The sequence below is a fragment of the Microcoleus sp. PH2017_24_DOB_U_A genome, assembly GCF_020738205.1.
Lineage (GTDB): Bacteria > Cyanobacteriota > Cyanobacteriia > Cyanobacteriales > Microcoleaceae > Microcoleus.
In genome coordinates, this window is the sequence record NZ_JAEQCT010000029.1 from 232348 (window position 1) to 245224 (window position 12877).

Genomic DNA, 12877 nt, shown 5'->3' on the forward strand with positions numbered 1-12877 from the left:
TTTTCGACCAAAGCTGCCACCTATCGGTGACGAAATTGGCGAAAATAGACTTGGTAAATTTTTTGTGGCACTTAACTTGATGAGGATGACAACTGCTTGCGTAGCTTTCCGCATGGCATCTCTATATACCTATATATTGCATAGGCTAATATCAAGGAAATCAGCATACTTATCGCTCCTTGCAAAACCACATAAACTTGAGGTAAATAAAGATAAACAGCCTTAATTACAGTATGGTGTACTAAATAAAGCGAGTATGAAAGCAAACCGATAAACCGCATCCAATTCCAATTGAGAATTTGAAATACTCCCCAATCGGGAAAACGGATAGCAGCCATAAAAAGACCATGTAGTGCAATACCTTGAATAGTGTAACGCACTGTACTTTCAAATTCACTAGAATCACATATAAACGATAAAATAATTACAGTAATTCCGGCTGGTAGTACGAAATACTTCCACAGTCTATCAGAGCCATAGGGAGCATCTAATACTGGGTTGCCATTGACCGCTAATGCACAGCCAAACAATATACTATCTATTCTCGTATCTGATAAAAAAATGATGCTATTTTCATCTGCTCCCCTGCCAAACACTAGAACACATCTCCAAATTAGAATAGCTAAGCAAATCCCCCAAATAATTAACATTTGCCTTTGGGGACTCACACGCATTTTGAGTAAACTTATGTAGAGAAAAGGGAAAAGACAGTAGAAGTGTTCCTCCACCGCCAGAGACCAATATACCTGAGTACCAGGAGCTACTCCGGAACCACCAAAAAAAGTTACATAATAGTTATAATAATGGAGAGCCTGGCTTAAAAAAGCTGGTAGTTGTATTTCTCCTTCAAGTACACCTATCCAGGTCAAGATAGATGCTAGGAATAAAATTACATAAAACCCAGGCAAAATTCGCAGAATACGTCGTAAATAAAAATGTTTTAAATTAATGAATTGGTTTTGTTCATATTCACGTCTCAGCAAAGTTGTGATCAAATATCCACTTAAAAAGAAAAACACTGTTACACCAAAGGCCCCAGGGAAAATATTCTCGCCCCCTGCATGAGATAAAAAGACAATGAAAAAAGCAATCGTCCTAATTCCGTCCAAGGAAGGAATGTAAAATTTGGATTTTACCATAATCTTTTTTTAAAGAATATTATTTTTTTGATTAGTGCATACTAACACCCATAGTTTTTTTATGTCAAGCCCGACTGATGCTTACAGCCTATCCCCAGTTTATGAAGTGCAGTATGGAGGGCAGTGCCTTGTCCCAACGGGAATTGCTCGATAAGCGGGTGTACTTCCTAAACCTGCAACCTGCTGTATATTCCTGGAGGCATTGCAAGGTAATTCTGTGATTCTGAGTGTAGCCTTTGAGTCCGTCGTGTCACGTCAACAAGGTTGCAATAACAGAAATCTCGACAACAAAGTTAATTTTCGGCGAAATTCCCCAAATATTGCGTGTAAATGACCGCAGTCACCTAAAATAAACTCTGTAGTTTGTGAAAGGGTATGCAAATTTGACAGCTTTCCACCAAAAATAATTCAACTTTCATGGTGCTAAATATTCTTGCGCTGCCTTTAGGTTTTCAATTCACATCCCCGGGCCCGATTATCTTTCAACTCGGCCCCGTAGCCGTTCGTTGGTACGGGCTGTTGATAGCTTCTGCCGTTTTGATTGGGGTCAGTCTGTCCCAATATTTGGCCGAAAAACGCCGCGTTAACCCGGAATTGCTGGGCGATTTAGCAATTTGGCTGGTTCTGGGCGCTATTCCTTGCGCTAGAATTTATTACGTGGCTTTTGAGTGGCAGCAATACGCCCAGAGACCTGAAGATATTATTGCGATTTGGAAAGGCGGAATTGCCATTCACGGCGCAATTTTGGGCGGCACGATCGCAGCTTTGATTTTTGCGAAAATCCAGCGAGTTTCTTTTTGGCAATTGGCCGATTTGATCGCACCTTCGGCAATTCTTGGTCAGGCGATCGGACGTTGGGGAAATTTCTTTAATTCCGAAGCTTTTGGCAGTCCTACGGATTTGCCCTGGAAACTCTATATTCCGGCAAACAGTCGCCCGATCGCCTATGCTAATTTTGAATACTTCCATCCCACTTTTCTCTACGAATCTCTGTGGAATTTGACAGTATTTGGGTTGCTGCTGACTTTGTTTTTCCGCGATTTGCAGGGCAAAATTAGGTTAAAAACAGGTGCTTTGTTTTTGGTTTACATCGCAGCTTACAGTTGCGGTAGAGTCTGGATTGAAGGGTTGCGAACTGATAGTTTGATGTTCGGGCCGCTGCGGACGGCGCAGATGGTAAGTTTGACTGGGATTGTGTTAGGTTTTGGCGGGTTGGCTTGGCTTTATTTGCTCGATCGACCTTTGCCAGATGTTGTATCAGCCACGGGCGATCGCACAAAGGTTGCTCCCAAATCCCCAGAGGATCAATAAAAAACCCCAGAGACGTTAGTCTCTAGGGTTCAAAACCAGGGTGCATCTACCATCCCTTACTTCCAACCAAAATAGGTGCATCCGGAAACGCCAGTAAATTTCGCAAATTTTTTATCAGCAATGAGTTTGACAGAGATTCAATCCCTAATTCCAGGCGTATACATTGTAGGTGCAGGCCCCGGAGACCCGGATTTGTTGACTGTTAGGGCTCAAAAATTGCTGGCCCAGGCCGATGTCATATTATTTGCCGATTCCCTAGTTCCAAAGCAAATTTTAGAGGGGGTGCGCGCGGATGCTGAAGTTATCCAAACGGCAGATAAGACTCTCGAAGAGATTGTACCTTTGATGGTGGATCGAGTGCGAGCCGGCAAAAGCGTCGTCCGACTGCATTCGGGCGATCCCTGTCTCTACGGCGCAGTCGGCGAACAAATGCACGCTTTGGCTGAAGCGGGAATTGCTTTTGAGGTAATTCCGGGAATTAGCGCTTTCCAACTTGCGGCGGCTAAACTTAAAATTGAGTTGACAGTTCCCGGAGTTGTGCAGACAATTATTTTGACCAGAATTAGCGGCAGAACTGAAGTACCAGAACGTGAAGAATTAGCTAGTTTAGCGGCTCATCAAGCGAGTTTGTGTCTGTATTTGAGCGCCCGCCACGTCGAACAGGCTCAAGCTAAGTTGATGGAACATTACCCGTCTGATTTGCCTGTGGCGATTTGTTATCGGTTGGGCTGGCCTGATGAGAAGATTGTGCTGGTTCCTCTTGACAAAATGGCGATCGCCACTCGCGAACATAATTTGATCAGAACGACGATGTATGTGATTAGTCCGGCTTTGGGAAAAGAGGCCCAAGGGCGATCGCGCTTGTACCATCCAGAGCACGATCGGCTATTTCGTCAGTAGTTATTGGTTATTTGTTATTGGTTATTTGTTATTGGTTATTTGTTATTGGTTATTTGTTATTGGTTGGTTCCTATTCCCTATACCCAATGCCCTATACCCAATGCCCAATGCCCGGCGCGGGCCTTCTTCCCAATAACCAATGCCCCATTCCCAATGCCCAATGCCCCATTCCCAATGCCCAATGCCCTATTCCCTATTCCCTATTCCCCATTACCAATGAAAGATTTAACTCGCAGACAATTTATCACTGTCACCGCATTAACCGCCGGATTTGCATTAGCAGTTCATCCTATTTCTTTGGCAACTATTACCACAGATGCAACGAATTTAGTTGCAGGTGAAGTTAAAATCCCCGTGAAAGACGGGCAGATTCCAGCATACAGGGCAATGCCGGCCAGCGGTAGCAATTTTCCAGTCATTTTAGTGATTCAAGAAATCTTCGGGGTTCACGCGCACATCCAAGATATTTGCCGCCGTTTTGCTAAATTAGGTTATTTGGCGATCGCCCCAGAGATGTTTGCCCGTCAAGGTGATGTTTCTAAAATCACCGACATTCAAGAAATTGTCAGTAAAGTTGTCTCGAAAGTTCCCGACGCTCAAGTCATGTCCGATTTAGATGCTACCGTCGATTGGGCGCAAAAGTCAGCCAAGGGCAATATTGATAAGTTAGGGATTACCGGATTTTGCTGGGGTGGCAGAATTGTGTGGCTGTACGCCGCCCACAACCCGAAAGTCAAAGCTGGCGTGGCTTGGTACGGGCGTTTGGCTAGCGATTCTACGCCTTTGACTCCCAAACAGCCGATCGACCTTGCAGCAACTTTGAAAGTGCCAGTATTGGGGCTTTACGGTGGCAAAGATGACTTAATTCCCAACGATACAGTCGAGAAAATGCAACAACTTCTCAAAACTGGTACCAGCGGTTCCGAAATTGTGCTTTATCCAGATACACCCCACGGTTTTAACGCCGACTATCGCCCCACTTATCGGGAAAAAGAAGCCAATGATGCTTGGAAAAAGCTGCAAGATTGGTTTAAAAAGCACGGAGTTGTTTGAGAGTTTTGAGCAAGGGAGTCGCCAGTGGACAGTTAAAAATATCGTCACTGGTAACTCGACCCAAAATCAAGCAATTTCTTGTTGCAATCCCTCACTCGATTTAGATTTCATGCTGAATAGAACAACACCAACTACTAGAATTAAAACAACAATTGTTCTCCAGTGAATCAAAAAAGGCAAACCCGCTGCTAAAAATATCCGTCTCGGAAAAAAGAGCAGAAAAACTAAGGCAATACTGCCGAGCAAAGCTTTGCGGTTATTGCTGCAATACAGCCACAGCGAAGTCAGAATCGGGAACAAACCTACATAATCGTAAACGTGAGTATATCCCAGAAAGGTGAAGGATATACCCATCAGCAGAGCCAACACATCTTCGCGATTAATTCTATTGCGAAACACCCACAGCACAACCGCTAAAATTACTGCCACAATCTTGATAGCCGGTACCTTCAAGCCTAAAGAAGCGAAAAGACTTTCCATACCAACTTTATCTTGAAACCCCGGTTGATTGAAAGGCAAAGAACTATAGCTGTCTAGAATTCCTTGATGCCATGCTGCCAGCATCCCAACTGGCCCGCCGTACAGCACCAATGGGTAAGCGCTCATAATTATAACCGTTGCCAAGGCTACAGCTAATATTTTCCAGTTCCGTTCTAGCAAAAACCAAATACCCAGCAATAAGCATAGTTGCGGCTTAAAACTGGCTATACCCAAACAGATACCTGCCAATACAAATTTTTGCCGTTGGCTGAAGAACCAAGCAGCCATTGTCCCGGCAAAAGCCATCAAAGAAGTTTGACCCATCCACACAACGTGGGCAGTGAATGGGTTGCCGATAATCATCGCAGCCATCACCAAACTGCCGAGTTGATTTTGACTGTTATTTTGATGTTGGTTGATGGTGCGAACTGTCATCGCAATAATAGCTGCGATTGACAGCAAGTTGAGTAATAGCCAAACGAATTTGGCAACAGGGTAATCGAAAAGACCGACAAACATAAACAATGCGGCTGATTGAGGAGGATAAAAGAAAGCCGCATCTTGAAGCGTGTCAATTTCTTTTATTGTCGCTACACTCTGAGTCAGCATATCGTGGTTGTAGGGATTTAAACCCTTCAGCCAAGCACGCCCAGCAGCGTAAAGTACAGAACCGTCAGCATTTAGCTGGCCATCTCTGCCAATCCCTATTATGCCGAAACAAATTAGAGATAATATACTGACTGCTACAAGACCTAAACCAAAGTTCCGTTTAAACGATTCTGTCATCGAATTATCTCCGGTTTTGTTAACTAATTGAGTGACTGCGTTTAGATTCTAAGATTAATAGCTAAAGTCTTAACATAGTATATAGTTGGTTGTCAAAACATCGGAAAAACTCAATTTAAGTTAATAAAAATAAATATTGTGGCAAGCAGAAAATTTGGTTGTGAAAAAACTAATATTGGCAATCTCAAGATTCTCCGTGTGGCGCATCGCCCTTAAGACAGTTGGGTTTGTGGACGGGACATTGGTAAACTGGGCGGTGTAGAATTATCGATCGACAGGTAAGCCCGTGCTAGACGAACAAGCTAAAAAGACCCTCCTCCGCAAAATCCCTCACGGATTGTACATTTGCGGTGTCAAAGACGGGGAAGAAGTCAACGGTTTCACCGCTAGCTGGGTGATGCAATCTTCCTTTACCCCTCCCTTAGTCGTCAACTGCGTCAAGCAAGACTCCAAATCCCACGCCATGATCAAAGCTAGCGGTGTGTTTGCTTTGAGTTTCCTGGAAGCTGGACAAAAAGAGTTAGCCCAGAAATTCTTCAAGCAGCAGCGCCGCGTTGGCAATAAATTTGAGGATGTAGAATTTTATCTAGGCGCCGAAACCGGTTGTCCGATTATTTCGGATACTCTGGGTTACATTGAGTGCAATGTTGTTGGTGCTGTGGAACACGGAGATCACACGGTTTATGTCGGTGAAGTTATCGGTGCCGGTGTTCATCGCGAGGGCGATCCGTTGCTATTAGAAACGACGGGCTGGAATTACGGCGGTTAACAACTTGGCAATTGGCAATTGGCAATTGGCAATTGGCAATTGTCAGTTGTCAGTTGTCAGTTGACAGTGGTTAATTGTTAGGCGATTGACAATAGATAAAAAATCGCCGACAATTTTGTCAGAATTTTCTAATGTTAAAATTGGCACGTGGACGAAAATACATTTAGCGGGAAGTTGAGCATTGCGAATATGTTTTAAAACTGCGTAATAGAGAGCTTCACAAACATATTTTCCGGCTTCGTAACTGATTTCTGTGGTGCATAAATCAGCGACTAGCGGTTCGAGATTGACTTTTGTTTTCAGAATGTCTGTATCGCAGCAAGCGCAAGATTCTACGGTTAATTTTTCCCGGCTTTCGGCCATGCCGCAGCAGATAATGGTTTCGGGTTGGATTTGGTTGATTTGGGCGATCGCCAAATTCGGCGCTTCCTGAAAATCTACGGGCAGTTTTCTCAAAAAAGTTAGCGAATCAGGCAAAGATTGAATTTGGGAAATTTTGGCTAATAAATCGTCGGAAGAGTTGGATTTCTGATGGGGAAGCCAAGTATCAAATGATGTTAATAAAAATTTTGTTGTCATAAATGATTGGGAATTGGGAATTGGGAATTGGGAATTGGGAATTGGGAATTGGGAATTGGCAGCAACATATAACCAATAACCAATAACTAATAACAACTGACTAATGACTGATTGTATGCAATAATAGCGATATTGATAATATAAGGCAAGTAAGTCAATGTCTGTCATCGCAGTAGTGGACTATGACATGGGCAATCTGCACTCTGTCTGTAAAGGCTTGGAAAATGTGGGTGCAGTGCCAAAAATTACGGATTCTCCTGCTATCATCGAGCAGGCTGATGCGGTGGTTTTGCCGGGAGTGGGTTCCTTCGATCCGGCAATGCAGAATTTACGATCGCGCAATTTGATAGAACCGATAAAAAGTGCGATCGCCTCGGGAAAACCTTTTTTAGGCATTTGTTTGGGTTTGCAAATCCTGTTTGAAAGTTCGGAGGAAGGCGTAGAACCAGGCTTGGGCGTTATTTCGGGCAAAGTCCGCAGGTTTCAGTCGGAACCGGGGCTGACAATTCCGCACATGGGATGGAATCAATTAGAATTTGCTCAGCCGAATCAACCGCTGTGGGAAGGTTTACCCTCCGATCCTTGGGTTTATTTCGTGCATTCTTATTATGTCGATCCGGTTGATTTGAAAGTGCGATCGGCTATGGTGACTCACGGAAGTCAAAATGTGACGGCGGCGATCGCTAAAGATAATCTGATGGCGGTGCAGTTTCACCCGGAAAAGTCTTCGAGTACGGGATTGCATATGCTGTCAAATTTTGTCAGTCTGGTGAGAACAAAAGTTGCTGCTTAGGTAATAGATATCTTGCAAAATGTCTATTAAATCCAGGTACGTAGTTGCGCTTTAGCGCTCTTTTGGGGATATCGGAAAGAGCGCTAAATCCCAAATTACGGACTTCTTAACACAGTCAAAAATATGTTGACTATCAAACGTCGGAAAGAGCGCTGAAGCGCAACTACATACCTCATACCTCAATTAATTTTAATATTTGCCGAAAGAGCGCTGAAGCGCAACTACATACCTCATACCTCAATTAATTTTAATATTTGCGGGAAGAGCGCTTAAGCGCAACTACATACCTCATACCTCAATTAATTTTAATATTTGCCGAAAGAGCGCTTAAGCGCAACTACATACCTCATACCTCAATTAATTTTAATATTTGCGGGAAGAGCGCTTAAGCGCAACTACATACCTTATACCTCAATTAATTTTAAGATTTGCGGGAAGAGCGCTTAAGCGCAACTACGTACCTCATACCTCAATTAATTTTAAGATTTGCGGGAAGAGCGCTTAAGCGCAACTACATACCTGCTTTTTTTTCAAAAGGTGTATAGCAATCCTTAATGATTTGCGATCGCTATCCCAATCCTAAAATTACGATCTCGCAGCATATCGTACCAGCTAATACCTATCGCTCGATCGCATATTTCCTCACCACCGGCTGTAACGTGAAAGCGACATTGCCGCTGACTGTGATTTTCTCAATTAGCGATCGCCATCCCAGAGATTCCAGCGCTTCCATCAAATTCGATGTTTTAACCGGTTCAGAAAGTCCGCCGCGCAATTGAGCTAGATCCATTGGTGCTCCCGCCGTAGCCAACTGCTTGATTACATCTTTTTCTAATACCGAAAGTCGCTGAAATTGCTGCGATAAAATATGGTTAATTTGACCTAAAAATACGGTATTTTCTCTGATAAACTCTGAACTTTTACCATTAAATAACTCTAAAATCATTGCTGAAACAATCCTCAGGGCTAAAGGATGAGCGGCATAACAGTCAATTAATTCGTCCCATTGTTTTTCTTGAATTAAGCCTCTTTCTGTCAGAATTTCCCGCGCGGCCATATTGTCTAAACCTGTGAGTTTATAAGATCGAACGGGACGAGTTTGACCTTCCAACATAGCTATGTCTCTAGATTTTTCCGAACTGGTAAGCAATAAACAGCTTTGATGGTTGGATTCTCCTATTTGTCTGAACAGCCTTTCGTAATCTTCGTAGCCCGATCGATATTTGCCAGCAAAACCGCCCGTATCTAAGATCGTTTCCACGCCGTCAAGCACGATTAAACAGCGGTGCGCTTGCAAATATTCAATCAGAACGGAAATGCCGTCACTGAGGTTTTCTGGCAATTTTTTGCCCTGACAGTCGCAGATAAATTGAATTAAGCCGATCGCCAAATCTTGACAACTCGGCTGATTCGACAAACTCCGCCAGATGACAAAATCAAACTCGTTTTGAATTTGCTTGGCTAATTGCGCGCAAAGTGCAGTTTTACCAATTCCGCCCATCCCGAAGATCGCAACTAACCGACAGCGATCGCCCGAAATCCAGTTTTTCAAGAAACCCAGTTCTTCCCGGCGACCGAAAAACCCCGAAATATCCGGCAATTCGCTGCAATTTTGCCGGGTTTGAGGAGTGGGCGCGGGCGCGAGATTGCCGGAAATATCCCCGGAAGTGCGATCGTCAGATTCGAGTCGCAGTCCAAAAGCTGCAAACAAACTCTCCATTTTGGCTGTGTCAGCGGGGGCTCGCCGGTTCAATATATTAGACACCGTATCCGTCGAGACGAAAGACGGAGAATTTCGATTAAGTCCAGGATCGGTTTGTTCAGAGATGGTTTGCAAGCTGGGGCGATCGGTAAATTTGAGATAAATCGCGTCCCAGATTTTCTTCCATCCTTTGTCTGTAAGTATTCTGCCGCGATCGCGCCTTGCTTTGGGTACATTCATTTGGATTTTAGATTTTAGATTTTAGATTTTAGATTTTAAATCGGGCTCTCTGTTAGCACGCGCACTCCGCTTGAGACGGCGGTTGGCGAGGGAAAACCTCGCGAGAGATGGGGTGTACGCCGGAATTAATCGGAATTTGCGATCGACTCGCCAGAAGCCGGAGTTAACAAACTGCGCCTCTTAAATTTTATAACGCCTGAAACCCTTTCCGAGCAAAGGCTTGACAAAAATATTTCTGACTCTTCCTTAACTCCTTGTTTAAGTCCCGCTTCTGGCGTTTCGGTTTTTTTGCGATTCTGCGAAAGTATCAACAGTTAAGCAAACAACCGCAAACAAACAAGGAATCAACCATGAAATTATTTACTTCTTCCTCCAAAATTTCTCTAGCTTTGTTAACTGCTTTCGCCGCCGCTAGCACAGTCGTAACTGCGAGTTTATCCAATATCAAACCAGCCGCAGCCGCGCAATTTTGCCAGTGCGTACACTACGCAAACAATCGTTTTCAACTGCGTCCTCCCTATGTTTGGAGTGCCAAAGATTACGGTTCAGTGTTGCAACGTAACGGCTTCCGTCAAGTTGGGCCTCAACCCGGTGCAGTCGTTGTTATGCAGTCTTCATTCCCCGGTGCCGATCGCACTCACGGACACATTGGAGTAGTTGAAAGAGTTAACGGTAACGGGACAATCGCCGTTCGAGGTAGCAACCAAGGAAATCGCGGTTTGTTCGGGGAATTCAACTGCAACAATGTCAACGTTACCCAGTTTGGAACTTCTGTTAACGGCCGCCGCGATGTCTCGTTTTGGGTGCGATGAAATAAATCCTAAGTTTCGGTATTTATCGAGATTCTTAACTCCTTGCTTAACTCCCGATTCTTCCGTAGCCCTTGCTTTTGGCTTGTGGGAAAGTATCAACAGTTAAGCAAGCAGCCACAAACAACCACAAACAAAAAAACCGGAATCAATACGGCAACGCGCCCAATTCTCGCCCCATGCCTTAGTTCTCGGCTGCATCTATCTATTCACCAACGCTTTAACTTTTAGATTTTAGTTGAATACCCATACTCATCTATGAATTCAATCTAAAATCTAAAACCTCTAATCTAAAATCACTTGACAAGGAAGACAAACCATGATTGCTCAACACCAACTGCAAAAAGGATTCGGAAAACTAGCTATTGTCGGAACGCTGTCTGTAATGGCGATCGGCTCAAGCGCCGAAATGAGTTTAGCAATTCCCCTGAGACCAATTCTCCGCCGCGCTGTTGAAGGCATCTTGGGAATTCCATCTTATCCTCAAAATCTCCCAGAAAATCAACAGCAATTTCCCCAAGGAACTGCTGGTTCTCCTGAAAGTTTTCCCGGAAATGCTGCACCTCAATATCCCGGACAACCTAATGTTGTACCTCAATATCCCGGACAACCCAATCAACAGCCAATTTATCAACAACCAACATATCCACCTGCACCTGGATATCCGCAACCAGGTTATCCGGTTTATCCACAACCTTATCCTGCTCCTGTACCGGCATCTCCTCCGGCGCGGCAAACCCAACCGATGATTATCAACAACTTTTGATAGTTGTTATTCCCTAGGGCAATCCTCGGTGGTTGCCCAAACTTCGGAATTAATTCCCAATTCCCAATTCCCAATTCCCAATTCCCAATTCCCAATTCCCAATTCCCAATTCCCAATTACCAATTCCCAATTCCCAATTCCCAATTCCCAATTCCCAATTCCCAATTCCCAATTACCAATTACTAATTACTAATTCCCAATTCCCAATTCCCAATTCCCAATTCCCAATTCCCAATTCCCAATTCCCAATTCCCAATTCCCAATTCCCAATTACCAATTCCCAATTCCCAATTACCAATTCCCAATTACCAATTCCCAATTACTAATTACTAATTCCCAATTCCCAATTCCCAATTCCCAATTACTAATTACTAATTACCAATTATAAATTTATGAATACTCCTCCTGTTTCGTTTCCTGTTAAAGTGGTGTTAGTATCACTGGTAGTCAGCAATGCTGTATTATGTGTCAAACAAGCCCAGACACCAGTACCTGAATCTAATCAAGCAGAAAATACTGTTAAGTCTGGGTTTTAAATAATACGATTTTCCCAAAAGAATGGAGCTGCTTTGTCGGCTCCAAATTCCATTTTTGGTCAAATTATAATATAATTTATAAAAATTAGTGGTACTCACCGAGTTGGTAGTTTGTTTCCACTAGCCCGAAGTGTAAGGTGCGTCGCTATGAGATTGTTCATTGAATTTAGGGATTTTTAATGGCGACGCACCCTACAAATACTAAAATTTAAATTCTAAAATTGTATGAGTATCAGAATCTACGGAAACCGCCAAATAAAAACTCTGCCGGGACTGGCAACTCGCCCGACTCTGGCGCGAGTGAGAGAGGCTTTATTTAATATTTGGCAAGGGTCGATCGCAGATTGCAAATGGCTCGATATCTGTACCGGCAGCGGTTCGATGGGTGCAGAAGCCTTGTGTCGCGGGGCTTTGAGTGTCACCGGCATCGAACAGTCGGCAAATGCTTGTGCGATTATCCGCGAAAATTGGGAGCAAGTAGCAGACTCTTCGCAAACGTTCCAAATTCTGCGGGGAAATGCGATCGCCAAATTAGCCTCACTATCACCACAGCAATTCGATCGCATTTATTTCGATCCGCCCTACGCCAGCGACTTGTACGAACCTGTGTTGAACGCGATCGCCAGCCAAGAAATGCTAGCACCTGATGGCGAAATCGCGATCGAACACAGCCCGGAGCGATCGACCCAACCGATACCCGGCCTAGAAATTTGCCGCCAAAAAGTATATGGCAACACAGCATTAACCTTCTATACCCGCAGTTGCTGACAAGCGAATTTCACAGGTGGTACCCGCCACGTGATTTATCCGTGGAATCAATCCCAAATCGAAAATCGAAAATCCTCTCTTCCCCCGAATTTATCCGTGGGGTCGATCGTCTCAAATCCGTGTGGAAGCGTCCCCAAGAGCGATCGCCACGATCCTCTTGGCGCGCCCCATAAAAGTTTTTCCCTTAGATACCATACAAATTTTTCTGAAGAAGTTAAACTTGCTCCGTAGCCTGTCAAAGCAAGT

Annotated in this window: 15 protein-coding genes; 9 read left to right on the top strand and 6 right to left on the bottom strand. The window is 44.0% G+C overall.

Annotated features, from left to right (window positions below; all coding sequences use genetic code 11):
• Positions 1 to 71: 71 nt before the first annotated feature.
• Entirely contained in the window at positions 72 to 1139 is a 1068-nt protein-coding gene (locus JGK07_RS07685; RefSeq protein ID WP_293185034.1) for an acyltransferase, read from the bottom strand.
• A gap of 417 nt (positions 1140 to 1556) precedes the next feature.
• Between JGK07_RS07685 and lgt the strand changes: the two genes are divergently transcribed.
• From lgt to JGK07_RS07700, 3 genes are all read left to right on the top strand, one after another.
• Positions 1557 to 2450 (top strand): prolipoprotein diacylglyceryl transferase, encoded by an 894-nt coding sequence (gene lgt / locus JGK07_RS07690; protein ID WP_293185033.1) that lies wholly within the window; start codon positions 1557 to 1559, stop codon positions 2448 to 2450.
• A 120-nt stretch (positions 2451 to 2570) separates the two neighbouring features.
• A complete protein-coding gene (cobM, locus tag JGK07_RS07695) occupies positions 2571 to 3350 on the top strand; it encodes a precorrin-4 C(11)-methyltransferase (RefSeq protein ID WP_293217227.1) in 780 nt (259 codons plus the stop codon).
• A 216-nt stretch (positions 3351 to 3566) separates the two neighbouring features.
• The gene (locus JGK07_RS07700; RefSeq protein WP_293185031.1) at positions 3567 to 4403 is read left to right on the top strand and encodes a dienelactone hydrolase family protein; all 837 of its coding nucleotides are present in this window, start codon (positions 3567 to 3569) and stop codon (positions 4401 to 4403) included.
• Positions 4404 to 4469: 66 nt separating this feature from the next.
• Here the strand turns inward: JGK07_RS07700 and JGK07_RS07705 are convergent, their stop codons facing one another.
• A complete protein-coding gene (locus JGK07_RS07705; protein WP_293185030.1) occupies positions 4470 to 5669 on the bottom strand; it encodes a glycosyltransferase family 87 protein in 1200 nt (399 codons plus the stop codon).
• Between the two features lie 286 nt (positions 5670 to 5955).
• On the opposite strand from JGK07_RS07705, the gene JGK07_RS07710 reads away from it, so the two are divergent.
• Positions 5956 to 6438, top strand: coding sequence for a flavin reductase family protein (locus JGK07_RS07710; RefSeq protein WP_293149208.1), 483 nt, complete (start codon positions 5956 to 5958; stop codon positions 6436 to 6438).
• A gap of 42 nt (positions 6439 to 6480) precedes the next feature.
• On the opposite strand, the gene JGK07_RS07715 is transcribed toward JGK07_RS07710, so the two are convergent.
• A complete protein-coding gene (locus tag JGK07_RS07715) occupies positions 6481 to 7017 on the bottom strand; it encodes a peptidase C15 (protein WP_293185029.1) in 537 nt (178 codons plus the stop codon).
• Positions 7018 to 7174: 157 nt separating this feature from the next.
• Between JGK07_RS07715 and hisH the strand changes: the two genes are divergently transcribed.
• Positions 7175 to 7810: an imidazole glycerol phosphate synthase subunit HisH gene (gene hisH / locus JGK07_RS07720; protein WP_293185028.1), complete on the top strand. Its 636-nt coding sequence runs from the start codon at positions 7175 to 7177 to the stop codon at positions 7808 to 7810.
• A gap of 619 nt (positions 7811 to 8429) precedes the next feature.
• Here hisH and JGK07_RS07725 read toward each other — a convergent pair.
• On the bottom strand, positions 8430 to 9752 hold the full coding sequence (locus JGK07_RS07725) for an NB-ARC domain-containing protein (RefSeq protein WP_293205042.1): 1323 nt from the start codon (positions 9750 to 9752) through the stop codon (positions 8430 to 8432).
• Between the two features lie 350 nt (positions 9753 to 10102).
• Between JGK07_RS07725 and JGK07_RS07730 the strand changes: the two genes are divergently transcribed.
• Together JGK07_RS07730 and JGK07_RS07735 are read left to right on the top strand one after the other, a co-directional pair.
• Complete coding sequence (locus tag JGK07_RS07730) at positions 10103 to 10564, top strand: CHAP domain-containing protein (protein ID WP_293182636.1); 462 nt, start codon at positions 10103 to 10105, stop codon at positions 10562 to 10564.
• A 316-nt stretch (positions 10565 to 10880) separates the two neighbouring features.
• Positions 10881 to 11327, top strand: a complete 447-nt coding sequence (locus JGK07_RS07735; RefSeq protein ID WP_293211364.1) for a hypothetical protein — start codon at positions 10881 to 10883, stop codon at positions 11325 to 11327.
• Positions 11328 to 11333: 6 nt separating this feature from the next.
• On the opposite strand, the gene JGK07_RS07740 is transcribed toward JGK07_RS07735, so the two are convergent.
• Positions 11334 to 11492: a hypothetical protein gene (locus JGK07_RS07740; protein ID WP_293224249.1), complete on the bottom strand. Its 159-nt coding sequence runs from the start codon at positions 11490 to 11492 to the stop codon at positions 11334 to 11336.
• A gap of 7 nt (positions 11493 to 11499) precedes the next feature.
• Complete coding sequence (locus JGK07_RS07745; protein WP_293224251.1) at positions 11500 to 11646, bottom strand: hypothetical protein; 147 nt, start codon at positions 11644 to 11646, stop codon at positions 11500 to 11502.
• A gap of 73 nt (positions 11647 to 11719) precedes the next feature.
• On the opposite strand from JGK07_RS07745, the gene JGK07_RS07750 reads away from it, so the two are divergent.
• Both JGK07_RS07750 and rsmD read left to right on the top strand, forming a co-directional pair.
• A complete protein-coding gene (locus JGK07_RS07750) occupies positions 11720 to 11863 on the top strand; it encodes a hypothetical protein (RefSeq protein WP_293182630.1) in 144 nt (47 codons plus the stop codon).
• Between the two features lie 225 nt (positions 11864 to 12088).
• Positions 12089 to 12631 (top strand): 16S rRNA (guanine(966)-N(2))-methyltransferase RsmD, encoded by a 543-nt coding sequence (rsmD, locus tag JGK07_RS07755; protein ID WP_293182628.1) that lies wholly within the window; start codon positions 12089 to 12091, stop codon positions 12629 to 12631.
• Positions 12632 to 12877: the final 246 nt, after the last annotated feature.

What these genes read in the sequence shown, in the direction of transcription:
- JGK07_RS07685 (WP_293185034.1), bottom strand. Translation starts at nt 1,139, where the DNA reads ATGGTAAAATCCAAATTTTACATTCCTTCCTTGGACGGAATTAGGACG.
- lgt (WP_293185033.1), top strand. Translation starts at nt 1,557, where the DNA reads ATGGTGCTAAATATTCTTGCGCTGCCTTTAGGTTTTCAATTCACATCC.
- cobM (WP_293217227.1), top strand. Translation starts at nt 2,571, where the DNA reads ATGAGTTTGACAGAGATTCAATCCCTAATTCCAGGCGTATACATTGTA.
- JGK07_RS07700 (WP_293185031.1), top strand. Translation starts at nt 3,567, where the DNA reads ATGAAAGATTTAACTCGCAGACAATTTATCACTGTCACCGCATTAACC.
- JGK07_RS07705 (WP_293185030.1), bottom strand. Translation starts at nt 5,669, where the DNA reads ATGACAGAATCGTTTAAACGGAACTTTGGTTTAGGTCTTGTAGCAGTC.
- JGK07_RS07715 (WP_293185029.1), bottom strand. Translation starts at nt 7,017, where the DNA reads ATGACAACAAAATTTTTATTAACATCATTTGATACTTGGCTTCCCCAT.
- hisH (WP_293185028.1), top strand. Translation starts at nt 7,175, where the DNA reads ATGTCTGTCATCGCAGTAGTGGACTATGACATGGGCAATCTGCACTCT.
- JGK07_RS07725 (WP_293205042.1), bottom strand. Translation starts at nt 9,752, where the DNA reads ATGAATGTACCCAAAGCAAGGCGCGATCGCGGCAGAATACTTACAGAC.
- JGK07_RS07730 (WP_293182636.1), top strand. Translation starts at nt 10,103, where the DNA reads ATGAAATTATTTACTTCTTCCTCCAAAATTTCTCTAGCTTTGTTAACT.
- JGK07_RS07735 (WP_293211364.1), top strand. Translation starts at nt 10,881, where the DNA reads ATGATTGCTCAACACCAACTGCAAAAAGGATTCGGAAAACTAGCTATT.
- JGK07_RS07750 (WP_293182630.1), top strand. Translation starts at nt 11,720, where the DNA reads ATGAATACTCCTCCTGTTTCGTTTCCTGTTAAAGTGGTGTTAGTATCA.
- rsmD (WP_293182628.1), top strand. Translation starts at nt 12,089, where the DNA reads ATGAGTATCAGAATCTACGGAAACCGCCAAATAAAAACTCTGCCGGGA.